Consider the following 23154-nt stretch of genomic DNA (forward strand, 5'->3'; position numbering starts at 1 on the left):
GATGTTCGGAAAATTAACACTGGATGCAGTGCCGTACCATGAGCCGATTATCATGGTTACGGTTGCCGGGATCATCATTGGTGGTCTGGCAATCATCGCTGCCCTAACCTACTTTGGTAAATGGCAGTACCTGTGGTCGGAATGGCTCACCTCCGTCGACCATAAAAAACTGGGTATCATGTACATCATCATGGCGTTCGTCATGCTGCTGCGCGGCTTTGCCGATGCCATCATGATGCGTACCCAGCAGGTAATGGCTTCCGCCGGGGAAGCCGGCATACTCCCGCCGCATCACTACGACCAGATCTTTACCGCGCACGGCGTGATTATGATCTTCTTCGTGGCGATGCCTTTCGTCGTGGGTCTGATGAACATCGCGGTGCCGCTGCAAATCGGCGCGCGTGACGTTGCCTTCCCGTTCCTGAACAACCTGAGCTTCTGGTTTACCGCGGTCGGTGTGATCCTGGTTAACCTGTCGCTGGGCGTGGGCGAGTTCGCACAGACCGGCTGGCTGGCCTATCCGCCGCTGTCGGGCGCGGAGTACAGTCCTGGCGTCGGGGTCGATTACTGGATCTGGAGTCTCCAGCTTTCCGGTATCGGGACCACGCTGACCGGCATCAACTTCTTCGTGACCATTCTGAAGATGCGTGCGCCGGGCATGGACCTGTTCAAAATGCCGGTATTTACCTGGGCTTCTCTTTGCACCAACGTCCTGATTATCGCCGCGTTCCCGGTTCTGACCGTGACCCTGGCGCTGTTGACGCTTGATCGTTACCTTGGCTTCCATTTCTTTACCAATGATATGGGCGGTAACATGATGATGTACGTCAACCTGATCTGGGTTTGGGGTCATCCGGAAGTGTACATCCTGGTTCTGCCGGTGTTCGGCGTCTTCTCTGAAGTCACTGCGACCTTCTCGAAAAAACGTCTGTTTGGCTACACCTCGCTGGTGTGGGCAACCATCGCCATTACCGTGCTGTCGTTCATCGTTTGGCTGCACCACTTCTTCACCATGGGTGCGGGCGCGAACGTTAACGCCTTCTTCGGCATCATGACGATGATCATCGCGATTCCGACCGGCGTGAAAATCTTCAACTGGCTGTTCACCATGTACCAGGGCCGCATCGTGATGCACTCTGCCATGCTGTGGACCGTAGGCTTCCTGGTCACCTTCTCTGTAGGTGGTATGACCGGCGTTCTGCTGGCGGTGCCGGGTGCGGACTTCGTGCTGCACAACAGCCTGTTCCTGATTGCGCACTTCCATAACGTCATCATCGGCGGCGTGGTATTCGGCTGTATGGCTGGCGTGACCTACTGGTTCCCGAAAGCCTTCGGCTTTACCCTGAACGAAACCTGGGGCAAACGCGCCTTCTGGTTCTGGATCATCGGCTTCTTCGTTGCCTTTATGCCGCTCTACGTTCTGGGCTTCATGGGTATGACGCGTCGTCTGAGCCAGGATATCGACCCGCAGTTCCACTCTCTGCTGGTTATTGCGGCCGTTGGTGCAGGCCTGATCGCTTGCGGTATCATCTGCCAGCTGACCATGTTCTACGTCTCTGTGCGTGACCGTCATCAGAACCGCGATCTGACCGGTGACCCGTGGGGCGGTCGTACGCTGGAGTGGGCAACCTCTTCACCGCCGCCGTTCTACAACTTTGCCACTATCCCGCATATCCACGAGCGCGACGCGTTCTGGGAAATGAAAGAAAAAGGCGAAGCGTACAAGCAGCCGGCGAAATATGAAGAGATTCATATGCCGAAGAACAGCGGCGCGGCTATCGTCATCGCTGCCTTCGCCACGGTATTCGGTTTTGCCGCAATCTGGCATATCTGGTGGCTGGCTGGCCTCTCCTTCCTGGGCATGATCGTGACCTGGATTGTGAAGAGCTTCGACGAAGACGTGGACTACTACGTTCCGGTTGCCGAGATTGAGAAGATCGAAAAGCAGCACTTTGACGATATCAGCAAAGCGGGTCTGAAATAATGTCGACTGAAACTCTGACAAAACACCACCACGACGCCCATGCGGAGCATGGGCATCACGATGCGGGAGCTAATAAAGTCTTTGGCTTCTGGATCTACCTGATGAGTGACTGCATTATCTTCGCAACCCTGTTTGCGACCTATGCAGTTATGGTCAACAGCACTGCCGGTGGCCCGGCAGGCAAAGACATCTTCGAACTGCCGTTCGTTCTGGGCGAAACAGCGCTGCTGCTGCTGAGCTCCATCACCTACGGCATGGCGGTTATCGCCATGAACCACGACAAGAAGAGCTCAGTCCTTAGCTGGCTGGCGCTGACTTTCCTGTTTGGTCTTGGCTTTATCTGCATGGAGATCTATGAGTTCCATCATCTGATCGAAGAAGGCTTCGGCCCGAATCGCAGCGGCTTCCTGTCAGGCTTCTTTACCCTGGTAGGCACCCACGGTCTGCACGTTACCTGCGGCCTGATCTGGATGCTGGTGCTGATGTTCCAGATTGCCAAACGTGGGCTGACGTCGACTAACCATACCCGTATCCTGTGCCTGAGCCTGTTCTGGCACTTCCTGGATGTGGTCTGGATCTGCGTATTTACCATTGTCTATCTGATGGGAGTCATGTAATGAGTCATTCAGCTAACGGAAACGTCGTTCCGCACAGCAGCGTGAAGTCCTACATGATCGGCTTCATCCTCTCCGTCATCCTGACCGGTATTCCGTTCTGGATGGTGATGAGCGGTGGGTCATCTCAAGGTATGACCCTGGGCGTCGTAGTTGCCTGCGCAGTCATCCAGGTCGTTGTTCACCTGATCTACTTCCTGCATCTGGACACCAAGTCCGAAGGCGGCTGGAACATGGTAGCCATCGTCTTCTCGGCGATCATTATTCTGATCGTCGTAGTTGGCTCGCTGTGGATTATGTGGAACCTCAACTACAACATGATGGTTCACTAAAGAGTCGCGTAATGATTAAGCAATACCTGCAAGTAACAAAACCAGGAATTATTTTCGGGAATTTAATTTCTGTGATCGGCGGATTTTTGCTGGCTTCAAAAGGCAGCATTGATTACGCCCTGTTTCTCGCCTCGCTGATCGGCGTGTCGCTGGTTGTCGCCTCAGGTTGTGTTTTCAACAACGTGATCGACCGCGATATCGACGTAAAGATGGAGAGAACCCGGAATCGAGTGCTGGTTAAAGGCCTCATCTCCGCGAAAGTAAGCCTGATTTATGCTACCGCGCTAGGTATTGCTGGCTTTGCGTTGCTCTACTTTGGTGCCAATCCGCTGGCCATGTGGCTGGCGGTCATGGGCTTTGTGGTTTACGTCGGCGTTTACAGTCTCTACATGAAGCGTCACTCGGTTTACGGGACGCTGATTGGCAGCCTGTCTGGCGCCGCGCCGCCGGTGATCGGCTACTGCGCCGTCACCAACCAGTTTGATGCCGGCGCGCTGATCCTGCTGGCGATCTTTAGCCTGTGGCAGATGCCGCACTCCTATGCGATTGCTATCTTCCGCTTTAAAGATTACCAGGCGGCGAACATCCCGGTACTGCCGGTGGTGAAAGGCATCTCCGTGGCGAAGAATCATATTACGCTCTACATTCTGGCGTTTATGATCGCCACGCTGATGCTGTCGCTGGGCGGCTACGCGGGCTATAAATATCTGGTGGTCGCGGCGGCCGTGAGCGTATGGTGGCTGGGAATGGCGTTGTCAGGTTACAAGACCTCGAACGATCGTGTCTGGGCCCGTAAGCTGTTCGTCTTCTCTATCGTGGCTATCACCGCGCTGAGCGTCATGATGTCGGTGGACTTTATGGCTCCGGCGTCAAAAGATCTGCTGACCTACGTGTGGTAATGCCGCACTGCCATGCATGCTAAGGGCGCGATTTCGCGCCCTTTCTTTTTGTTACCACTTCTTAAACACTATTATTTTACCCGCCCTGCCCTGCTCCCTAAAATAGATACGGCAAACTTACAGAGGTTGGAATGAACGATAATAAAATGACGCCGGTGGAGCTCCGCGCCACATGGGGTTTGGGCACGGTGTTTTCCCTGCGTATGCTGGGCATGTTTATGGTCCTGCCGGTATTAACCACTTACGGCATGGCTCTTCAGGGTGCAAGTGAAACGCTTATCGGCCTGGCAATCGGCATCTACGGTCTGGCGCAGGCGATCTTTCAAATCCCCTTCGGCCTGATGTCTGACCGCATCGGCCGTAAGCCGCTGATCGTCGGCGGCCTGCTGCTGTTTGTTCTCGGTAGCCTTATCGCCGCGACCACTACCTCTATCTGGGGCATTATTCTCGGCCGCGCGCTGCAGGGCTCCGGCGCGATCGCCGCCGCCGTGATGGCGCTGCTCTCTGATTTAACCCGCGAACAGAACCGCACCAAGGCGATGGCCTTTATCGGCATCAGCTTCGGCGTCACCTTCGCTATCGCGATGGTGGTCGGTCCCATCGTTACCCACGCGCTCGGCCTGCACGCGCTGTTCTGGATGATCGCCATTCTCGCCTCGCTGGGTATCGTGATTACCCTGCTGGTGGTGCCGAGCGCGCCCGGCCATGTGCTGAACCGCGAATCGGGCATGGTGAAAGGCAGCTTCCGCAAGGTGCTCGGCAATTCGCGCCTGATCAAACTCAACGTCGGCATTCTCTGTCTGCATATTTTGCTGATGTCCAGCTTCGTCGCCCTGCCCGGCCAGTTCGAGCAGGCGGGTCTGCCCGCCGCCGAGCACTGGAAAATCTATCTGGTGACGATGCTGATCGCCTTTGTCGGCGTGGTGCCCTTTATTATCTACGCCGAGGTTAAGCGCCGCATGAAGCGCGTATTCGTCGCCTGTGTCGGCCTGATCGTTATCGCAGAGATCGTGCTGTGGGGCGCGGCGGGCCATTTCTGGACGCTGGTGATCGGCGTGCAGCTCTTTTTCTTCGCCTTTAACCTGATGGAGGCGATTCTGCCGTCGCTGGTGAGCAAAGAGTCGCCGGCGGGCTATAAAGGCACGGCGATGGGGCTCTACTCCACCAGCCAGTTTATCGGCGTGGCGATTGGCGGCAGCCTCGGCGGCTGGGTGTTCGGCCATTTCGACGCGCAGACGGTGTTCCTGGTGGGCGCCATCGTGGCGGCGCTCTGGCTGTTCGTCGCCATGACCATGCAGGAGCCGCCCTACGTCAGCAGCCTGCGTATCGTGTTGAGCGATAACGCGCTGGCGGTGCCGAATCTGGAACAGCGTCTGAAAGCACAGCCGGGCGTATCGGCAGTGCTGATCGTGCCGGAAGAGAAAAGCGCCTATATCAAAATCGACAGCAAGGTCACCAGCCGCCCCGAGCTGGAGGCGCTGCTGGCAAGCAGCTAAACGCGGGCTTTAGAACTGAGACAAAAGAACCGGCTTTGCGCCGGTTCTTTGCTTTTCACGCCTGCGTTAAAGTGACATATCCACCACGATCCGCCCCTCGATTTTTCCAGCGTGCATACGCTCAAAGATGGCGTTGATATGACTCAGCGGCTCGACGGCAATGGTGGCTTTCACCTTATGCCGTCCGGCAAAATCGAGCGCCTCCTGCAAATCTTTTCTGGTGCCAACGATAGAGCCGCGCACCGTGATACCGTCCAGTACCATATCGAAGATAGAGAGATCGAACTTGCCCGGCGGCAGCCCGTTAAGCACCATGGTTCCGCCACGCCGCAGCGTGCCGATGGCCTGTTCAAACGCCGCAGGTGACACGGCGGTGACCAGCGCGGCATGTGCGCCGCCGAACTGCGCGTGAAACACCTCTGCCGGATCGTCTTTACGTGCGTTCACCACCACGCTGGCGCCGAGGCGCTGCGCGAAAGTCAGCTTGTCATCGTCAACATCTACCGCGGCGACGTTTAGCCCCATCGCCACGGCATACTGGACAGCCAGATGGCCCAGTCCGCCGATACCGGAAATAACTACCCAGTTTCCGGGCCGGGCCTCCGTCATTTTCAAGCCCTTGTAGACCGTTACCCCGGCGCAAAGGATCGGCGCAACCTCGGCATAATCGAGGTTATCAGGCAAAATGCCGACATAGTTGGCATCGGCCAGGCAATACTCCGCAAAGCTGCCGTTAACCGAATAGCCTGCATTCTTCTGTTCATGACAGAGCGTCTCCCAGCTATCAAGGCAGTGCTCGCAGTGCCCGCACGCCGAGTAGAGCCAGGGCACGCCAACGCGATCTCCCAGCTTAAGATGCGTGACATTAGGCCCTACCGCAACCACCTCGCCGACCCCTTCATGACCGGGAATAAAAGGCGGTACAGGTTTGACGGGCCAGTCGCCCTGCGCCGCATGGAGATCGGTATGGCAGACGCCGGTCGCCGCGATTTTGACCAGTACCTGCCCCGCGCCAACTTCTGGTATTGGCACCTGCTCAATAACCAGCGGTGCACCAAACGCCTTAACCACGGCAGCTTTCATCATTTTCATGACTTCTTTCTCCTGTTGAGGGTTTCATCAAGAGAGTTGCACACCTTTGCGGGTAAGCATATTGATTTAACGCAGAGGGAAGGGGAAACAAACGGGGCGAGAGAGGCGGTAAGCAAAGCGTGCAGCAGTTTAGCTGCCGCACGCTTTAAGAGGATTAATCGCGGAAGTTCTTAAACTGGAACGGCTGGCCGAGATTGCCGCCGCGCACCAGCGCCATCGCGCTCTGCAGATCGTCGCGCGATTTGCCGGTAACGCGCAGCGATTCGCCCTGAATCTGCATCTGCACCTTGATCTTGCTGTCTTTAATCAGCTTCACGATCTTTTTCGCCACTTCGCTCTCAATGCCCTTTTTCATTTTGGCATCGACGCTCCAGCTCTTGCCGCTGTGCTCGATCTCCTCAGGGATATCGAGCGCGGCGCCCTCGATGCCGCGCTTGAGCATCTTCTCGCGCAGCATATCCACCAGCTGTTTCACCTGAAAATCGGACTCGCTGGTCACTTTGATGGTTTCATTCTTTTCGTTGAGCTCGAAACTGGCGCTCACGTTGCGAAAATCGAAGCGGGTCGTTAATTCACGGTTGGCGTTTTCGACCGCGTTGCGGACTTCCTGCATGTCGATTTCTGAAACGATATCGAAAGATGGCATCTCTTCTTCTCCTGACGCTAAAGTGACATGCATAATACGCGTCTTGCCGCACTAAACAAAATCAGGCTGCGCACAACGCTATACTTATTATCGCTGTGTATAACAGAACAAACGACAAACCCGGATACGGGAGGCAGTATGAAGATTACCGTGTTGGGTTGTGGCGCTATTGGCCAGGTCTGGCTCGCCGCCCTGGCGCGCCAGGGCCACGAAGTGCAGGGATGGCTGCGCGTGCCGCAGCCCTACTGTTCCGTCAACGTGATTGATTACCAGGGCCAGGTGAGCAACAACACCTTTATCGCCAACGACCCGCTGTTTTTGGCCGACAGCCAGCTGCTGCTGGTGACGCTCAAGGCGCCGCAGGTTTCGCCCGCGGTGCGCAACCTGCAGAGCGTGCTGTCGGACGATTGTCCGGTGCTGCTGCTGCACAACGGTATGGGTACGCTGGAAGAGCTGAAAGGCCTGAGCCAGCCGCTGCTGCGCGGCATCACCACGCATGCGGCGATGCGCGACGGTACGGTGATTAAACATGTCGCCAGCGGCATTACGCATATCGGCCCGGCAAACCGGAAAAGCGCGGCCTTTAGCGACCTCGCCGATATCCTGCACGCGGCGCTGCCGGACGTCGCCTGGCACGACAATATCGCCGCCGCCTGCTGGCGCAAGCTGGCGGTCAACTGCGTTATCAATCCGCTGACCGTGGAGCACGACTGCCAGAACGGCGCGCTGCGCGCCTGGCCGGAACAGATCGACCTGCTCTGCCAGGAGCTGAGCTGGGTGATGGAGCGCGAGGGCCAGCATATCACCGCCGACAGCCTGCGGGATATTGTCTACAACGTGATTGAAACCACCGCGGCCAATACTTCCTCTATGCTGCAGGACGTGCGCGCGCAGCGTCTGACTGAAATCGATTACATCTCCGGCTTTCTGCTGCGGCGCGCACGCGCGCAGGGCATCGCGGTGCCGGAAAACACTCGTCTCTATGAGCTCGTAAAACGCAAGGAGTCCCATTATGACCGCGAACACGCCAGTTCTCGTTTGCCTGGCACATGGCAGTGAAGAGACCGAGGCGGTCACCACCATCGATTTGCTGGTGCGCGGCGGCCTGAAAGTGGTTACTGCCAGCATAGAGAGCGACGGCGCGCGCGAAATTGTCTGCTCGCGCGGCGTGCGCCTGCTGGCGGATGCGCCGCTGGTGGAGATAGCCGATGACGATTACGCAGCCATCGTGCTGCCGGGCGGTCTGAAAGGCGCGGAAACCTTCCGCGACAGTCCGCTGCTGGTGGAAACGGTGCGCCAGTTCCATCTCTCCGGCCGCATCGTCGCGGCGATCTGCGCGGCGGCCGGCACGGTGCTGGTGCCGCACGACCTCTTTCCGGTGGGCAATATGACCGGCTTTCCCGGCTTAAAGGAGACGATTCCGGCGGAGAAGTGGATGGAGAGGCGCGTGGTATGGGATCCGCGCGTCAATCTGCTGACCAGCCAGGGGCCGGGCACGACGATGGATTTCGCGCTTAAGCTGATCGATCTGCTGGCGGGTAAAGAGAAAGCGGCGGAGGTGGCATCCCAGCTGGTGCTGGCGGCGGGCATCTACGATTACAGCGAGTAAAAAAGGCTGCGCACTATGCGCAGCCTGTTTCATTACGGACGATAGACCTTCACGTTTTTGAAGCCCTGCTCATGCAGATAGAGCGCCTGCAGCTTGCTCATCACGCCGCGATCGCAGTAGAGCAGCCAGGTCTTGCTCTGGTCGAGATCGCCGAACTGGCTGCTAAGCTTATAAAACGGCAGCGATTTCACCTCGGTGCCCTGCAGCGCCAGCGGCTTATCTTCCTGCTCGTCGATGGCGCGGATATCCAGCACTACGTCATCGCTGCCGAACGAGTCCACGGTTTCCACTTCCACGACCTCTTCTTCGGCCTGCTCGGCGATATCGCGGATATCGACGTTGCTCGCCTCTTCCACTACGCGCTGCAGAATAGCGAAATCGAAGTTCTGCTCTTCCGCTTCAATCTTCGCCTTAACCGCTTTCACCGTCGGGCTTTTAGAGATAACGCCGCAATATTCCGGCATGGTGCTGGCAAAATCTTCGGTGCCGATCTCGCGCGCCACTTTGATGATGTGCTCTTTATCGTGTGAGATCAGCGGACGCAGGATCAGGGTGTCGGAGGCGTTGTCGATCAGGCGCAGGTTGGTCAGCGTCTGGCTGGAGACCTGGCCCAGCGCTTCGCCGGTCACCAGCGCCTGCACGCCGTAGCGCTCTGCGACCATCGACGCGGCGCGCACCATCATGCGTTTCAGCACTACGCCCATTTGGCCGTCATCCACTTTTTCCAGAATCTCGCCGACCACCGGCTCGAAGTTGATCGCCACAAAGCGCACGCGGTGCGAGCGGCCGAAGCGGTTCCAGATATAGTGCGCCACCTGGCGAACGCCGATTTCGTGCGCTGCGCCGCCGAGATTAAAGAAGCAGTAGTGCACGCGACAGCCGCGGCGCAGCAGCATATAGCTGGAGACGCCGGAGTCGAAGCCGCCGGAGATCAGCGACAGCACATCTTCCTGCGTGCCGATCGGAAAACCGCCCAGCCCTTCATAGCGGCCGGTGATCAGCATCAGCCGATCGTCGTCGATTTCAAGATGCACGGTGACGTCGGGCTTGTTCAGCTGCACCTTCGCGCTGGCGATATGCTGATTAAGGCCGCCGCCGACGTAGCGCTCTACGTCCTGCGAGCTAAACTCATGTTTACCGCGGCGCTTAACGCGCACGCAGAAGCTTTTGTTCTGCAGGCTCTCGCCATACTGCGCCAGCGTCTGCTCGAAAATATCGTGCACGTCGGTGTAGCTGCGGTCTTCGACCGACAGCACGTGATGAATGCCGGGAATGCGGGTGAGCTCATCCACAATCACGCCGCGCAGCCCTTCGTCTTTCGACCGGACTTCGATGTGATCCCAGTGGCGCACCACGGCGATATCGTCGCCGACGGTCTTCAGCACGTTGCGAATATTGCTGGTGAGAATTTTAATAAAGCGCAACCGCACCGACTGACTTTTGATGGTGATTTCGGGAAATAACTTGATGATAAACTTCATGGCGACACGAATTCGTTGGGCAAATAAGTGCGAGCGAGCGGCACTTAGCTGGTAAAATCATAAAAATTGCGGGCTAAAGGGCGCATCCGCATCCGAGGCGCGAGAGTATATCACCTTTGTCAGATGACTGCTTCTGCAACCGCAGTCACATTGATTATTTTGCTAATCAAACGCTCTCCGCTACCATGACCGATTACGAGAGAAAGTCTTACACGTGAGTCGACACTGAATATGCCGAAAAAAGCCGAACAGCCCGCTAGTTTTGAAACCTCCTTGCAGCAGCTGGAGCAGATCGTCAGCCGGCTCGAGAGCGGCGAGCTGCCGCTGGAAGAGGCGCTGAATGAGTTTGAGCGCGGCGTACAGCTGGCGCGCAACGGTCAGCAAACATTACAACAGGCCGAGCAGCGCGTACGCATTCTGCTCAGCGACGATAAAGACGCCGATCTCAGCCCCTTCACCCCGGAAAAAGAGTAATGGATTTTATTCACCTGCTGAGCCTTTATCCGGAGCGGGCCAATGCCGCGCTGTCTCGCTTATTAGCGCCGCTTCCCTTTCAGAGTTCTCCTCTGGTTAACGCTATGCGTTATGGGGCATTATTAGGCGGTAAACGTCTGCGCCCCTTTCTGGTCTACGCCACCGGCGAAATGTTCAACGCGGATCCGACGAGCCTTGACGCGCCCGCCGCCGCCGTAGAATGCATTCACGCCTACTCCCTGATCCATGACGACCTGCCAGCGATGGATGACGATGCGTTGCGCCGCGGCCAGCCGACCTGTCATATCAAATATGGCGAAGATACCGCGATACTCGCCGGCGACGCGCTGCAGACGCTGGCGTTCTCTATCCTGGCGGACGAGCCGATGCCGGGCGTCAGCGACGCCAGCCGCATTGCGATGATTGCCGAACTGGCGCGCGCCAGCGGCGTAGCAGGCATGTGCGGCGGCCAGGCGCTTGATTTAGCGGCGGAAGGCCAGCGGGTCGGGCTGGAACAGCTGGAGCAGATCCATCGCCATAAAACCGGCGCGCTGATCCGCGCCGCCGTGCGCCTGGGCGCGTTAGCGGCGGGCGAACGCGGACGCGACGCGCTGCCGGCGCTGGATATATATGCCGACGCCATCGGCCTCGCGTTTCAGGTACAAGACGATATTCTTGATGTGGTAGGCGACAGCGCCATCACCGGCAAAAAACAGGGTGCCGATCAGGATCTGGATAAAAGTACTTACCCGTCGCTGCTGGGGCTCGACAATGCCCGAGCGAAAGCCAGGGAGCTTCACCAGCAAGCGCTGAGCGCGCTGGATATTCTTGCGGCGCAATCGTTAGACACCACAGCATTGCAGGCGCTGGCAAGCTTCATAATTGAACGCGACAAATAACTTCCATAATGAGTCTCTGATGAGTTTTGATATTGCAAAATACCCGACACTGGCGCAGGCAAGCACCGTTGAGGAGCTGCGTTCTCTCCCGAAAGAGTCGCTTCCGGCGCTGTGCGACGAGCTTCGTCAATACCTGCTGGACAGCGTAAGCCGCTCGAGCGGCCATTTCGCCTCGGGTCTGGGCGTCGTCGAGCTGACCGTCGCGCTGCATTACGTCTACAACACGCCATTCGATCATCTGGTGTGGGACGTCGGACATCAGGCCTACCCGCATAAAATTCTGACCGGACGCCGTGACCGCATCGGCACTATTCGCCAGAAAAATGGCCTGCACCCCTTTCCATGGCGCGGCGAGAGCGAATATGACGTGCTGAGCGTCGGCCACTCCTCTACCTCCATCAGCGCCGGACTCGGCATGGCAGCGGCGGCGGAGCGCGAAGGTCTGGGCCGCCGCACCGCCTGCATTATCGGCGACGGCGCCATTACCGCCGGCATGGCGTTTGAGGCGATGAACCACGCGGGCGATATCAAGCCCGATATGCTGGTAATCCTCAACGACAACGAGATGTCGATTTCAGAGAACGTCGGCGCGCTGAATAACCGTCTGGCGCAGATCCTGTCCGGTAAAACCTACTCGCGCCTGCGCGAAGGGGGCAAGCGCGTGCTGGGCGGGCTGCCGCCGATTAAAGAGCTGGTGAAGCGCACCGAAGAACATCTGAAAGGCATGGTGGTGCCAGGCACGCTGTTTGAAGAGCTGGGCTTTAACTATATTGGCCCGGTGGATGGTCACGACGTACTGACGCTGGTGACGACGCTGAAGAATATGCGCAGCCTGAAAGGGCCGCAGTTCCTGCATATTATGACCAAAAAGGGCAAAGGCTACGCGCCGGCGGAACAGGATCCGATCGCCTGGCACGCGGTGCCGAAGTTCGATCCCGCCAGCGGCGCGCTGCCTAAGAGCGCCGAAGGCCTGCCGAGCTACTCCAAAATTTTCGGTAGCTGGCTGTGCGAAATGGCGCAGGACGATGCGAAGCTGATGGCGATCACGCCTGCGATGCGCGAAGGCTCCGGCATGGTAGAGTTTTCGCGCCGCTATCCGGCGCAGTATTTCGACGTGGCGATTGCCGAGCAGCATGCGGTGACGTTCGCCGCGGGCATGGCGATCGGTGGCTATAAGCCGATCGTCGCGATCTATTCGACCTTTCTGCAGCGCGCCTACGATCAGGTGATCCACGACGTGGCGATCCAGAAGCTGCCGGTGATGTTCGCCATCGATCGCGGCGGCATCGTCGGCGCCGACGGGCAGACCCATCAGGGCGCGTTCGACCTTGCATTTCTGCGCTGCGTGCCGGAAATGGTGATTATGACGCCGAGCGACGAGAACGAATGTCGTCAGATGCTCTATACCGGCTATCACTATCAGGACGGGCCGAGCGCGGTGCGCTATCCGCGCGGCAACGCGGTCGGCGTCGAGCTGACGCCGCTGCAGAGCCTGCCGCTGGGCAAAGGCGTCGTGAAGCGTCAGGGCGAGAAGCTGGCGATCCTGAACTTCGGCACGCTGCTGCCTGCGGCGGCGGAAGCGGCGGAAGCGCTTAACGCCACGCTGGTGGATATGCGCTTCGTTAAGCCGCTGGATGAGGCGCTGATCGCCGAGCTGGCGCAGAGTCACGAATCGCTGGTGACGCTGGAAGAAGGCGCGATTAAAGGCGGCGCGGGCAGCGGCGTCAACGAGACGGTGATGGCGAAGCGCATGCGCGTCTCGGTGCTTAACCTCGGCCTGCCGGATGAATTTATTCCGCAGGGCACCCAGGATGAAGTGCGTCACGATTACCAGCTGGACGCGCAAGGCATTCAGCAGCAAATCCGCGACTGGCTCGCGCAGTAATCCCCTGCCCTCCTCTCCTGCTATGCTTGATGGTTTAATGCATAGCAGGAGCTTTCATGAAAACCACCCAGTTAGGCAACACCGACCTTCAGGTTTCCCGTCTCTGCCTCGGCTGTATGACCTTTGGCGAGCCGGACCGCGGTCGCCACGCCTGGACGCTGCCGGAAGCGAGCAGCCGTCCGCTGATCCAGCAGGCGCTGGAAGCAGGCATTAACTTTTTCGATACCGCGAACAGCTATTCTGACGGCAGCAGCGAAGAGATCGTCGGCCGCGCGCTAAAGGCCTTCGCGCGTCGCGAGGAGATCGTGGTCGCCACCAAGGTTTACTTCCCGCTCAGCAATCTGTCGCAGGGCCTGTCACGCAAAAATATTATGCAGTCGATCGACGACAGCCTGCGCCGTCTGGATATGGAGTATGTCGACCTGCTGCAAATTCACCGCTGGGATTATGAGACGCCGTTGGAGGAGACGCTGGAAGCGCTGAGCGACGTGGTGAAGGCGGGTAAAGCGCGCTATATCGGCGCCTCTTCGATGCATGCGTGGCAGTTCGCCAAAGCGGTTTATACCCAGCGGCAGCACGGCTGGGCGCCGTTCGTCAGCATGCAGGATCAGTACAACCTGATTCAACGCGAAGAGGAGCGCGAGATGCACCCGCTCTGTCAGGCGGAAAATATCGCCGTGCTGCCGTGGAGTCCGCTGGCGCGCGGCAGGCTGACGCGTCCCTGGGGCGAAGCCACAGCGCGTACAGCCTCGGACGAGTATGGCAAAACCCTTTATCATGCTACGGAAGAGAACGATGCGGCCATCGCCCAGCGCGTAGAGGCGATCGCGGCGCGCAGAGGCGTGAGCCGCGCGCAGGTGGCGCTCGCCTGGCTGCTGCATAAGCCGGCCGTGACCGCACCGATTATCGGCGCATCGCGCGCTGAGCAGCTGGCGGACCTGGTGAAAGCGGTTGAGGTAGAACTGAGTACTGAGGAGATTGCCGAGCTGGAGACGGTTTATCAGCCTCATCCAGTAGTAGGCTTCGAATAGTAGCCTGTGAATCAAGTGCCTGCACGAGCGGCATGGCCAGATCGCAAAGTCGCTCAAGGCATCCCTGCACGCTCGTCCCGCGCCATCCCTGGCGCGGGACGCTTTGCTCTTCTGCCCATGCCGCCCGCTTGTAGGAATAGCGTGCGCGCTGAAAGAGGTTTCAGCACGCGCCAGCAAAAATCAGGCCGCCAGCCACACGCCTGCGCCATAAAGCAGCGCCGCTGAGATCACGCCGGCGATAATATCATCTACCATAATCCCCATGCCGCCGTGCACGTTGCGATCGAACCAGCGGATCGGCCATGGCTTCCACATATCGAAAATGCGGAACACCACAAAACCGGCCAGCACCCACTGCCAGCTATTCGTCGGAATTGCCATCAGCGTAATCCACATGCCGATAAACTCATCCCAGACGATGCTGCCGTGATCGTGCACGCCCATATCTTTGGCGGTGCGGTGGCAGATATAGACGCCGATGCTAATGCCCAACAGCACGATCAGCGAATAGAGATCCTGCGGCAGCCGCGCCATCAGCCACCAGAACGGGATCGCCGCCAGCGACCCCATCGTGCCCGGCACATAAGGACTCAAGCCGCTGCCGAAACCGGTGGCGAGCAAATGCCAGGGATTGCTCATACGCAGACGGCTTTTCGCCACATCCTTATTTCGCGTCAAAATGATCAAATCCCTTATGGCTGAAGGTAACCGGTTTGCCATGCTCCAGCAGCGTCAGCCCTTCCGCTTCCGGCATCAGCTGCCCGATGCAGGTAAAGGGCACGCCAAGGTGGCCCAGCGCCACGTCGAGTGCGCCGCGGTTCATCTCCGGTACGGTAAAGCAGAGCTCATAATCCTCGCCGCCGCTCAGCGCCCAGCGCAGCACCTGCTCAGGCTCGAAATGGTCGCGCAGCGCAGGCGACAGCGGCAGCGTCTCCAGATTCAGCCGCGCGCCGCAGCCGCTGGCCTTGAGAATATGGCCGAGATCGGAAATCAGGCCGTCGGAGAGATCGATCGCCGCCGAGGCGAGCGAACGCAGCGCCTGGCCCTGCAGGATGCGCGGCATCGGCCGCAGGTGGCGCTTAATCAGCGCCTCATGCACCGCCGGATCGTTAATGCGGTGACGATGCTGCAGCAGCGACAGGCCCGCAGCGCTGTCGCCCAGCGTGCCGGTCACGTAGATCCAGTCGCCCGGCTTCGCGCCCGAGCGCTTCAGCGCGCGACCCTGCGGCACCAGGCCGTGGATGCCGAGCGTCATGCTCAGCGGGCCGCGCGTGGTATCGCCGCCCACCAGCTGCATATCGTAATATTCCAGCAGCTCGAACAGGCTTTCGCTAAAGGCTTTCAGCCACTCTTCGTCGACCTCCGGCAGCGTCAGCGCCAGCGTCAGCCACGCCGGATCGGCACCCATGGCCGCCAGATCGCTGAGGTTGACCGCCAGCGCTTTATAGCCGAGATCGGCAGGATGGATATCGCGTAAAAAGTGGACGCCCGCCACCAGCGTATCGGTGCTGATTGCCAGCGTCTGTTTCTCCGGCACGCTCATCAGCGCGCAGTCGTCGCCGATGCCGGTCTCGACGTCGCGGCGGCTGCGGGTTCTGCGATTGAAATAGCGTGCGATGAGTTCGAATTCGCCACAGGACATGGTTGCGTTCCGCTTACTGATGAAAAAAGGCCAGCAAGCTGGCCTTTTCTTTATTTGCGATTGGGTCTGATTTGTGGAGCGGCTTTATCCAGCACACCATTGACGAACTTATGGCTATCTTCGGCGCCAAATACTTTCGCCAGCTCGATACCTTCGTTGATCGCCACTTTGTAGGGCACATCAGCGCGCTTGCTCAGTTCATACAGCGAAATACGCAGGATTGCTTTTTCTACCTGGCCCAGCTCTTCAAGCTGGCGCGACAGGTAAGGTTTCATCAGCCCATCCAGATACGCGCTGTTGGTCGCCACACCGGACAGCAGTTCGCGGAAATAGGTAATGTCGACGTCTTTGACGTCCTGTTCCGCCAGAAACTGGTATTCCACATCGGCAATGTCGTTTTTAGACAACTGCCAGGAGTAGAGCGCCTGGACAGCGCACTCGCGGGCGCGGCGACGAGCAGCAGGTTTCACAAAATTCCCCTTACAAAAATCAGGCTTTGATGGCTTTCAATACGTTAATCATTTCGAGTGCGGTCAGGGCCGCTTCGGCGCCTTTGTTACCCGCTTTGGTACCGGCACGCTCAATAGCCTGCTCGATATTTTCCGTGGTCAACACGCCGAAAGTCACCGGGATTTCGCTGGTCATCGCGACGTTAGCGATGCCGGAGCTGGCTTCGCCGGCGACATATTCAAAGTGGGCGGTGCCGCCGCGAATCACGGTGCCCAGCGCCACGATGGCGTCGTGCTTACCGCTGTTCGCCAGCGCGCGGGCTGCCAGCGGCAGTTCGTATGCGCCTGGAACCCAGACGACGGTGATGTTTTCATCTTTCACCTGACCGATACGCTTCAGGGCATCGATCGCGCCGTGCAGCAGGCTGTCGTTGATGAAGTTGTTAAAACGCGCGATAACGATGGCGACATTGGCCTCAGGCGTGGCAACAGCAGCTTCGATAACTTTCATACTTATCCTTTCAGGGTTTTGTTATGGCCCCGCAGGGGGGCGGATTCTATCACACTCTTTGGCGGCGTGCTCTCGCTTTTCCGCCGCGCTCAGCGCGGCGTCAGCGTCAGGCGCAGATCGGGACCGACCTGGCGCACGTCGCTAAATGAAAAGGCCGGCGCATCGGCCAGTTGGGCTAAGCCGGGCAGCTGGCACAGGCCGCGCGCGGCATCGCCGAGCAGCTTCGGCGCCATATAGACGATCAGCTCATCCACCACGCCCGTCTGCAGCAGCGCGCCGGCCAGCGACGCGCCCGCTTCGACCCACAGGCTGTTCACCTGCTGTTTGCCCAGCAGCATCATCAGCGCCACCAGGTCGAGCTGCTCGCCGCGCGGCGGCACGGCGATTTGCGTCACGCTCTCCGGCCAGACCTGCTGGTCCGGCGCGGCGCGCATCAGCCAGGTTTCGCCCGGCTGGGCAATCAGTTTGTGCTGCGGCGTCACCCGATTGCGGCTGTCGACAATGACGCGCAGCGGCTGCCGCAGCTCTGCTTCGTTCAGCAGCGACTGCGACGCGCTATCGAGCTCTGCCCAGCGCACCGTCAGCGACGGATCGTCCGCCAGCACGGTGGCGCTGCTGCTGAGGATCGCGGAGCTCTGCGCTCGCAGACGCTGCACGTCGCGACGCGCGGCGGCCGAGGTAATCCACTGGCTTTCGCCGCTCGCCATGGCGGTGCGGCCATCCAGCGAGGCGCCGAGCTTGAGCTGAACAAACGGAAATCCGGTGCGCATGCGCTTCAGAAAGCCGCGATTGAGCGCTTCCGCTTCCGCCATCATCAGCCCGTGGCTGACCGCGACGCCCGCCTGCTGCAGGCGGTAAAGTCCGCGTCCGGCAACCTGCGGATTAGGATCCTGCATCGCCGCGACTACGCGGCTGACGCCGGCGGCGATCAGCGCGTCGCAGCACGGCGGCGTGCGGCCGTGATGGCTGCACGGTTCGAGCGTGACGTAGGCGGTGGCACCGCGCGCCCTGTCCCCCGCCATGCGCAGCGCGTGCACCTCGGCGTGCGGCTCGCCGGCGCGCTGATGCCAGCCTTCGCCGACGATCTCGCCGTCGCGTACGATAACGCAGCCCACGTTAGGATTGGGCGTGGTGGTAAAGCGTCCGCGCCGCGCCAGCTCCAGCGCGCGCGCCATATAGCGTTCATCCATAATCAATCCTGTAACCTGGCGATCTCCGCACCGAAATCGCGAATATCTTCAAAGCTGCGGTAGACCGAGGCGAAACGAATATAGGCGACCTTATCGAGCTTTTTCAGCTCGTCCATCACCAGATTGCCGATCAGCTTGCTGGGAATCTCTCGCTCGCCGGTAGCGCGCAGCTGGGTTTTGATATGGTTTACCGCGCTTTCCACCGCATCGGCGCTGACCGGGCGCTTCTCCAGCGCCTTCATCATGCCGCTGCTGAGCTTGTCTTCATTAAAGGGCTCGCGCACGTCATTGCTTTTCACTACCCGCGGCATCACCAGCTCCGCCACTTCAAAGGTGGTGAAGCGCTCATGGCACACCAGACACTGCCGGCGCCGCCGCACGGACGAACCTTCACTAACCAGACGTGAATCAATGACTTTAGTGTCCACAGCAGAGCAAAATGGGCAGTGCATGACCTTTCCTGACGCTAAACAAATGGGCCACACAGTGTAGCGCGAATGGCATGTCAACAAAATGTATTAGCGTGCCTTTCCTCTTTTGCCATTCGGCAGGAGACGTCGCGAGAAAGTGTCTATGCTTACTGATGTCGTCAGAAAGACGGCCTACACCATGACAATCTGGAGGATATATATGGGTTTGTTTAACTTTGTGAAAGAGGCAGGCGAAAAACTGTGGGACGCGGTATCCGGCCATGATGATGCCAGCAAAAAGCTGAAAGAGCACATCGACAAGCTGGGCCTACCTGACAGCGACAAAGTAAACGTAGCGGTCAACGGCGACACCGTAACGGTGAGCGGCGATGGCATTTCTCAGGAGCTGAAAGAGAAAATTTTGGTGGCGGCCGGCAACGTTGCAGGCATCACCAAAGTCGACGACCAGGTCAAAACAGCCGACGGCGCGCCGGAAGCGGAATTCTACACCGTGAAAAAAGGCGACACGCTGAGCGCAATTTCGAAAGCGGTTTACGGCAACCCTAACGAATACAATAAGATTTTCGAAGCCAACAAGCCGATGCTGACCCATCCTGACAAAATCTATCCGGGCCAGGTATTACGTATTCCTAAATAACGGACAAGGAAGAGTTTATGATCAGGACGGTTTGGGCGCCGCTGGCGTGTGCGATGGCGCTGTTAAGCGGCTGTAGCTCGACGCCCGTCAGCCCCAAAGTGAATCAGCTGCATCAGGAAGTGAGCCAGCTGAATCAGCAGATGCGCCACCTGACCACTCAGGCGAGCGCCATCGAAATCCAGGGGCAGCTTAACAGCAACTCGACGCAGGGCGCCTGGCTGGTGCCGCAGGCTAACACGCCGGTCGAGCTGCAAACCCAGCTCGGCAAGCTGCGTCTCTCGCTGACGCGCGTAGCGGCGGAAGCCAACGGCGCGCGCGCTAACCTGACCATCAGCGCCACCGACAGTCAGCCCGTTCCGGCGCTGCGCGCGCGCGTGGTATGGGGCGAGCGCGATCCGGCGACCGGCAAGCCGCTTGACGCCACCAGCCTGAGCCAGGAGATCGAGGTGCCAGCCGCGCTGTTGCCCCGCGCCTCGGTCATCGTGCCGCTGCGCCTGAGCGGCCTGACGCCTGACCAGCTCGGTTTCGTGCGCGTGCATGACGTTGTAGGCGACGCGCCTGCCGCGCCCGTCGCGCAGTAAAAGAAGCGCCCAAACAAAACGGGCTGCCATATGGCAGCCCGTTTTTTTATTACGCTCGCGCGTTACGGCAGAATTGAAGGCTGGTCCGCGCCCTCTTTCTCTACCTTCTGCACCAGCATATGTTCGCGCTTCATGCCCAGCTTCAGCGCCAGCGCGGAAGAGACATAAATCGACGAAATAGTACCGATGGTGACGCCGATCAGCATGGTCAGCGAGAAGCCTTTCAGCAACGCGCCGCCAAAGATGAACAGAATCAGGATCATCGCCAGCGTGGTGAGCGAGGTGATCAAGGTACGGCTCAGCGTCTGGGTCAGCGACACGTTGGTGATATCGTAAGAAGAACCGCGGCGGATCTTGCGGAAGTTCTCACGAATACGGTCGGATACCACGATTTTATCGTTGAGCGAGTAGCCGATCACCGACATCAGCGAGGCGACAATGGTCAGATCGATCTCGATGTGCGCCAGCGACAGAATGCCGCAGGTGATGATCACGTCGTGCGCCAGCGCCAGCACGGTGCCGAGCGCCAGACGCCACTCAAAGCGAAAGCCGATATAGATCAGAATCGCAATCAGCGCCGCCAGCAACGCCATCGCGCCCGCCTGCGCCAGGTCGTTGCCCACGCTCGGGCCGACGAACTCAATGCGCTTCACCGTCGCGTTCTGCTGGGTGGTCTGATTGATGATAGTGATAATCTTGTTGCCCAGCTCCTGGCCGGCCGGTCCGTCCATGGGCGCCATGCGCACCATCACGTCGCGACTGCTGCCGAAGTTCTGCACGATAGGATCGGCATAACCGGCCTTTTCCAGCCCGTCACGCAGCGTATCCAGCTCTGCGGGTTTCTCCAGCGCGATCTCGATCACCGTACCGCCGGTAAAATCGAGACCCCAGTTGAAACCGCGCACGGAGACCATGGCGATAGACGCCACGATCAGCAGGCCGGAGATAATAAACGCCAGCGTGTCCCAGCGCATAAAGTCGACGACTTTACGCCCGTGGTTCAGCTGTTCAATATTGTATTCCTGTGCCACAACGCACTCCTCAGATAGACAGCTTGTTGATGCGCTTGCCGCCGTACACCAGGTTCACGATGGCGCGCGTTCCAACGATCGCGGTAAACATCGAGGTGGCGATACCAATAGCGGTGGTAATCGCAAAGCCTTTAATTGAACCTGTACCAACGGCATACAGGATGATGACCTTGATCAGCGTGGTCACGTTAGCATCGACGATACTGGAGAAGGCGCCTTTGTAGCCTTCATGAATCGCCTGCTGCACGGAACGGCCGTTTCTCAGCTCTTCCTTAATACGCTCGTTAATCAGTACGTTCGCATCCACCGCTACCGCCAGCGTCAGCACGATACCGGCGATACCCGGCATAGTGAGCGTGGCGCCCGGCAGCAGCGACATGATGCCGACAATCAGCACCAGGTTGCACAGCAGCGCGCTGGTGGCGATCAAGCCGAACTTCTTATAGAACACCACCATAAACAGAATCGAAGCGATCAGACCCCACAGGCAGGCTTCAAGCCCCTGCGTGATATTCTGCGCGCCCATGGTCGGGCCGATAGTGCGCTCTTCCACGATCTGAATCGGCGCAATCAGCGCGCCCGCACGCAGCAGCAGCGAGAGCTGACGCGCTTCGTTCGGGTTGTTGATGCCGGTGATGCGGAAGCTGTTGCCGAGGCGAGACTGGATATTGGCGACGTTAATCACCTCTTCCTGTTTCACCAGCACTGCGCGACCGTTGGCGTCTTTCTTACCGCTGTCTTTGTACTCCACGAACAGGGTCGCCATCGGCTTACCGATGTTGTCCTTGGTGAAGTTAGACATGATATTGCCGCCCGCGCCGTCCAGGGAGATATTGACCTGCGGCTGGTTGTACTCGTCCATGCTGGAGGTTGAGTCGGTGATATGGTCACCGGTCAGGATCACGCGCTTGTAGAGCACAACCGGCTGACCTTCGCGCGTCTGCTTCACTTCCGAGTCGCCCGGCACGCGGCCGTTGGCGGCGGCGGTCGGATCGGCAGTGGTGTTCACCAGACGGAACTCCAGAGTCGCGGTAGCGCCGAGGATCTCTTTGGCGCGCGCGGTATCCTGAATGCCCGGCAGTTCAACGACGATGCGATCGGTGCCCTGACGCTGCACCAGCGGTTCGGCGACGCCGAGCTGGTTGACGCGGTTACGCAGAATAGTGATGTTCTGCTGAACGGCGTATTCGCGCGCTTCGCTGAGACGCGCGTCGCTCATCACCGCGCGCAGCGCGTCGCTGCCGCTGGAGGAGATGACCATGTCGCGATGGCGCGCGCTCAGCCAGTTAATCGCGGCATCGCGGCTGTCGCCGTCGCGGAAACGGATTTCCACGCCGTAGTTGGCGATTTTATTGACGTTGGTATAGGGGATATTCTTTTCGCGCAGGTCGCTGCGCAGGCTGTCGGCATTCTGCTCCTGCAGCTTGCCCAGCGCGGTGTCCATATCCACTTCCATCAGGAAGTGCACGCCGCCGCGCAGATCCAGACCGAGCTTCATCGGCTCAGCCGCCAGCATGCTCAGCCAGCGCGGGGTAGCCGGCGCAAGGTTGAGCGCGACGACGTAGTTCTCGCCAAGCTTATTCACAATCGCTTCACGGGCGCGCAGCTGCACATCCGTATTGGCGAAACGCGCCAGAATGGCGCCGTTTTCCAGCGCGAGGGATTTGCTCTGGATATTCTCTTGTTTTAACAGGTTCTGAATCTGATCCAACGTTTGCTCACTGGCGGCGCCGCCGCGCGCGCCAGTGATCTGAACGGCCGGATCCTCACCATACAGGTTGGGAAGCGCATAGAGCAGGCCGACAAGAATGACGACGACCAGCATCACGTACTTCCACAAAGGATAACGATTTAACACGGCAGTTCCCTTAGGGAAGTAAATATTAGAGCGCCTTCATCGTACCTTTCGGCAGGACGGCAGCCACGAAATCACGTTTGATAACCACTTCGTTCGTCTCGTTCAGGGCGATAGAAACATAGCCCGTGTCGGAAACTTTCGTTACGCGGCCTACCAGGCCACCGCTGGTCAGCACTTCGTCGCCTTTAGCGATGGAATCCATCAGCTTTTTGTGCTCTTTCGCACGCTTCTGCTGCGGACGCAGGATCATGAAGTAAAAAATCAGGCCAAACACCACCAGCATGATCACCAGAGAATACGGACTTCCCTGCGACGGTGCACCTGCGGCAGCCACGGCGTCAGAAATGAAAAAGCTCATTTAATTTCCCTCATTGATAGAATT

General features: G+C 58.8%; 25 protein-coding genes. 13 read left to right on the top strand and 12 right to left on the bottom strand.

What is annotated here, in order from left to right:
* The first annotated feature begins 1 nt into the window (after nt 1).
* From cyoB to PVE98_RS15115, 5 genes are all read left to right on the top strand, one after another.
* On the top strand, nt 2-1984 hold the full coding sequence (gene cyoB, locus PVE98_RS15095) for a cytochrome o ubiquinol oxidase subunit I (RefSeq protein WP_033752717.1): 1983 nt from the start codon (nt 2-4) through the stop codon (nt 1982-1984).
* Complete coding sequence (locus PVE98_RS15100; protein WP_033752718.1) at nt 1984-2601, top strand: cytochrome o ubiquinol oxidase subunit III; 618 nt, start codon at nt 1984-1986, stop codon at nt 2599-2601. Before cyoB ends, PVE98_RS15100 begins: the two co-directional genes overlap by 1 nt.
* Nucleotides 2601-2930 (top strand): cytochrome o ubiquinol oxidase subunit IV, encoded by a 330-nt coding sequence (locus tag PVE98_RS15105; protein WP_048783368.1) that lies wholly within the window; start codon nt 2601-2603, stop codon nt 2928-2930. Before PVE98_RS15100 ends, PVE98_RS15105 begins: the two co-directional genes overlap by 1 nt.
* Nucleotides 2931-2941: 11 nt before the next feature.
* Nucleotides 2942-3829, top strand: coding sequence for a heme o synthase (gene cyoE / locus PVE98_RS15110; RefSeq protein WP_033752721.1), 888 nt, complete (start codon nt 2942-2944; stop codon nt 3827-3829).
* Nucleotides 3830-3960: 131 nt separating this feature from the next.
* Entirely contained in the window at nt 3961-5325 is a 1365-nt protein-coding gene (locus PVE98_RS15115; RefSeq protein WP_033752722.1) for an MFS transporter, read from the top strand.
* A gap of 66 nt (nt 5326-5391) precedes the next feature.
* Here PVE98_RS15115 and adhP read toward each other — a convergent pair whose 3' ends face one another.
* Both adhP and PVE98_RS15125 read right to left on the bottom strand, forming a co-directional pair.
* Nucleotides 5392-6417, bottom strand: a complete 1026-nt coding sequence (gene adhP, locus PVE98_RS15120; protein ID WP_033752723.1) for an alcohol dehydrogenase AdhP — start codon at nt 6415-6417, stop codon at nt 5392-5394.
* A gap of 154 nt (nt 6418-6571) precedes the next feature.
* Nucleotides 6572-7063 (bottom strand): YajQ family cyclic di-GMP-binding protein, encoded by a 492-nt coding sequence (locus PVE98_RS15125; protein WP_096072695.1) that lies wholly within the window; start codon nt 7061-7063, stop codon nt 6572-6574.
* A 138-nt stretch (nt 7064-7201) separates the two neighbouring features.
* Here PVE98_RS15125 and panE point away from each other — a divergent pair, with 138 nt between their 5' ends.
* Both panE and yajL read left to right on the top strand, forming a co-directional pair.
* Nucleotides 7202-8122 carry a 2-dehydropantoate 2-reductase gene (gene panE / locus PVE98_RS15130; RefSeq protein ID WP_033752725.1) on the top strand — a complete coding sequence of 307 codons (921 nt, stop codon included), beginning with the start codon at nt 7202-7204 and terminating at the stop codon, nt 8120-8122.
* Entirely contained in the window at nt 8076-8672 is a 597-nt protein-coding gene (gene yajL / locus PVE98_RS15135) for a protein deglycase YajL (protein WP_096072694.1), read from the top strand. The genes panE and yajL overlap by 47 nt, the downstream gene beginning before the upstream one ends.
* Nucleotides 8673-8704: 32 nt before the next feature.
* On the opposite strand, the gene thiI is transcribed toward yajL, so the two are convergent.
* Nucleotides 8705-10153 carry a tRNA uracil 4-sulfurtransferase ThiI gene (gene thiI / locus PVE98_RS15140; RefSeq protein WP_033752727.1) on the bottom strand — a complete coding sequence of 483 codons (1449 nt, stop codon included), beginning with the start codon at nt 10151-10153 and terminating at the stop codon, nt 8705-8707.
* Between the two features lie 231 nt (nt 10154-10384).
* Between thiI and xseB the strand changes: the two genes are divergently transcribed.
* Genes xseB through PVE98_RS15160 form a run of 4 tightly spaced genes read left to right on the top strand, consistent with a single transcriptional unit; the run spans nt 10385 to nt 14442 of the window.
* Entirely contained in the window at nt 10385-10627 is a 243-nt protein-coding gene (gene xseB, locus PVE98_RS15145; protein ID WP_033752728.1) for an exodeoxyribonuclease VII small subunit, read from the top strand.
* Complete coding sequence (ispA, locus tag PVE98_RS15150; RefSeq protein ID WP_033752729.1) at nt 10627-11526, top strand: (2E,6E)-farnesyl diphosphate synthase; 900 nt, start codon at nt 10627-10629, stop codon at nt 11524-11526. The genes xseB and ispA overlap by 1 nt, the downstream gene beginning before the upstream one ends.
* A 19-nt stretch (nt 11527-11545) precedes the next feature.
* Nucleotides 11546-13411 (top strand): 1-deoxy-D-xylulose-5-phosphate synthase, encoded by a 1866-nt coding sequence (gene dxs / locus PVE98_RS15155; RefSeq protein WP_096072692.1) that lies wholly within the window; start codon nt 11546-11548, stop codon nt 13409-13411.
* Between the two features lie 56 nt (nt 13412-13467).
* Entirely contained in the window at nt 13468-14442 is a 975-nt protein-coding gene (locus PVE98_RS15160; RefSeq protein ID WP_096072691.1) for an aldo/keto reductase, read from the top strand.
* 180 nt (nt 14443-14622) lie between these two features.
* Here PVE98_RS15160 and pgpA read toward each other — a convergent pair whose 3' ends face one another.
* From pgpA to nrdR, 6 genes are all read right to left on the bottom strand, one after another.
* Complete coding sequence (pgpA, locus tag PVE98_RS15165) at nt 14623-15162, bottom strand: phosphatidylglycerophosphatase A (RefSeq protein WP_369826156.1); 540 nt, start codon at nt 15160-15162, stop codon at nt 14623-14625.
* Nucleotides 15107-16084, bottom strand: a complete 978-nt coding sequence (gene thiL, locus PVE98_RS15170; protein ID WP_096072689.1) for a thiamine-phosphate kinase — start codon at nt 16082-16084, stop codon at nt 15107-15109. The genes pgpA and thiL overlap by 56 nt, the downstream gene beginning before the upstream one ends.
* 50 nt (nt 16085-16134) lie before the next feature.
* A complete protein-coding gene (nusB, locus tag PVE98_RS15175; RefSeq protein WP_033752734.1) occupies nt 16135-16554 on the bottom strand; it encodes a transcription antitermination factor NusB in 420 nt (139 codons plus the stop codon).
* Nucleotides 16555-16573: 19 nt separating this feature from the next.
* Entirely contained in the window at nt 16574-17044 is a 471-nt protein-coding gene (ribE, locus tag PVE98_RS15180) for a 6,7-dimethyl-8-ribityllumazine synthase (protein WP_033752735.1), read from the bottom strand.
* 89 nt (nt 17045-17133) lie between these two features.
* Nucleotides 17134-18234 (bottom strand): bifunctional diaminohydroxyphosphoribosylaminopyrimidine deaminase/5-amino-6-(5-phosphoribosylamino)uracil reductase RibD, encoded by a 1101-nt coding sequence (gene ribD, locus PVE98_RS15185; RefSeq protein ID WP_187143621.1) that lies wholly within the window; start codon nt 18232-18234, stop codon nt 17134-17136.
* Between the two features lie 2 nt (nt 18235-18236).
* Nucleotides 18237-18686 (bottom strand): transcriptional regulator NrdR, encoded by a 450-nt coding sequence (gene nrdR, locus PVE98_RS15190; protein WP_033788790.1) that lies wholly within the window; start codon nt 18684-18686, stop codon nt 18237-18239.
* A 178-nt stretch (nt 18687-18864) separates the two neighbouring features.
* On the opposite strand from nrdR, the gene lysM reads away from it, so the two are divergent.
* On the top strand, nt 18865-19302 hold the full coding sequence (gene lysM / locus PVE98_RS15195) for a peptidoglycan-binding protein LysM (protein ID WP_033752737.1): 438 nt from the start codon (nt 18865-18867) through the stop codon (nt 19300-19302).
* 17 nt (nt 19303-19319) lie between these two features.
* Complete coding sequence (locus tag PVE98_RS15200; RefSeq protein WP_096072688.1) at nt 19320-19883, top strand: DUF3251 domain-containing protein; 564 nt, start codon at nt 19320-19322, stop codon at nt 19881-19883.
* Nucleotides 19884-19945: 62 nt separating this feature from the next.
* On the opposite strand, the gene secF is transcribed toward PVE98_RS15200, so the two are convergent.
* Genes secF through yajC form a run of 3 tightly spaced genes read right to left on the bottom strand, consistent with a single transcriptional unit; the run spans nt 19946 to nt 23130 of the window.
* Nucleotides 19946-20914 (bottom strand): protein translocase subunit SecF, encoded by a 969-nt coding sequence (gene secF / locus PVE98_RS15205; protein ID WP_033752739.1) that lies wholly within the window; start codon nt 20912-20914, stop codon nt 19946-19948.
* A gap of 10 nt (nt 20915-20924) precedes the next feature.
* The gene (gene secD, locus PVE98_RS15210) at nt 20925-22772 is read right to left on the bottom strand and encodes a protein translocase subunit SecD (protein WP_072010447.1); all 1848 of its coding nucleotides are present in this window, start codon (nt 22770-22772) and stop codon (nt 20925-20927) included.
* Between the two features lie 25 nt (nt 22773-22797).
* A complete protein-coding gene (gene yajC / locus PVE98_RS15215; protein WP_033752741.1) occupies nt 22798-23130 on the bottom strand; it encodes a preprotein translocase subunit YajC in 333 nt (110 codons plus the stop codon).
* Nucleotides 23131-23154: the final 24 nt, after the last annotated feature.

Source organism: Pantoea sp. GABEPS69 (assembly GCF_045780835.1).
Lineage (GTDB): Bacteria > Pseudomonadota > Gammaproteobacteria > Enterobacterales > Enterobacteriaceae > Pantoea > Pantoea septica.

Coding starts and splice junctions, on each gene's coding strand:
- cyoB (WP_033752717.1), top strand. CDS start 2: ATGTTCGGAAAATTAACACTGGATGCAGTGCCGTACCATGAGCCGATT.
- PVE98_RS15100 (WP_033752718.1), top strand. CDS start 1,984: ATGTCGACTGAAACTCTGACAAAACACCACCACGACGCCCATGCGGAG.
- PVE98_RS15105 (WP_048783368.1), top strand. CDS start 2,601: ATGAGTCATTCAGCTAACGGAAACGTCGTTCCGCACAGCAGCGTGAAG.
- cyoE (WP_033752721.1), top strand. CDS start 2,942: ATGATTAAGCAATACCTGCAAGTAACAAAACCAGGAATTATTTTCGGG.
- PVE98_RS15115 (WP_033752722.1), top strand. CDS start 3,961: ATGAACGATAATAAAATGACGCCGGTGGAGCTCCGCGCCACATGGGGT.
- adhP (WP_033752723.1), bottom strand. CDS start 6,417: ATGAAAATGATGAAAGCTGCCGTGGTTAAGGCGTTTGGTGCACCGCTG.
- PVE98_RS15125 (WP_096072695.1), bottom strand. CDS start 7,063: ATGCCATCTTTCGATATCGTTTCAGAAATCGACATGCAGGAAGTCCGC.
- panE (WP_033752725.1), top strand. CDS start 7,202: ATGAAGATTACCGTGTTGGGTTGTGGCGCTATTGGCCAGGTCTGGCTC.
- yajL (WP_096072694.1), top strand. CDS start 8,076: ATGACCGCGAACACGCCAGTTCTCGTTTGCCTGGCACATGGCAGTGAA.
- thiI (WP_033752727.1), bottom strand. CDS start 10,153: ATGAAGTTTATCATCAAGTTATTTCCCGAAATCACCATCAAAAGTCAG.
- xseB (WP_033752728.1), top strand. CDS start 10,385: ATGCCGAAAAAAGCCGAACAGCCCGCTAGTTTTGAAACCTCCTTGCAG.
- ispA (WP_033752729.1), top strand. CDS start 10,627: ATGGATTTTATTCACCTGCTGAGCCTTTATCCGGAGCGGGCCAATGCC.
- dxs (WP_096072692.1), top strand. CDS start 11,546: ATGAGTTTTGATATTGCAAAATACCCGACACTGGCGCAGGCAAGCACC.
- PVE98_RS15160 (WP_096072691.1), top strand. CDS start 13,468: ATGAAAACCACCCAGTTAGGCAACACCGACCTTCAGGTTTCCCGTCTC.
- pgpA (WP_369826156.1), bottom strand. CDS start 15,162: ATGGCAAACCGGTTACCTTCAGCCATAAGGGATTTGATCATTTTGACG.
- thiL (WP_096072689.1), bottom strand. CDS start 16,084: ATGTCCTGTGGCGAATTCGAACTCATCGCACGCTATTTCAATCGCAGA.
- ribE (WP_033752735.1), bottom strand. CDS start 17,044: ATGAAAGTTATCGAAGCTGCTGTTGCCACGCCTGAGGCCAATGTCGCC.
- ribD (WP_187143621.1), bottom strand. CDS start 18,234: ATGGATGAACGCTATATGGCGCGCGCGCTGGAGCTGGCGCGGCGCGGA.
- nrdR (WP_033788790.1), bottom strand. CDS start 18,686: ATGCACTGCCCATTTTGCTCTGCTGTGGACACTAAAGTCATTGATTCA.
- lysM (WP_033752737.1), top strand. CDS start 18,865: ATGGGTTTGTTTAACTTTGTGAAAGAGGCAGGCGAAAAACTGTGGGAC.
- PVE98_RS15200 (WP_096072688.1), top strand. CDS start 19,320: ATGATCAGGACGGTTTGGGCGCCGCTGGCGTGTGCGATGGCGCTGTTA.
- yajC (WP_033752741.1), bottom strand. CDS start 23,130: ATGAGCTTTTTCATTTCTGACGCCGTGGCTGCCGCAGGTGCACCGTCG.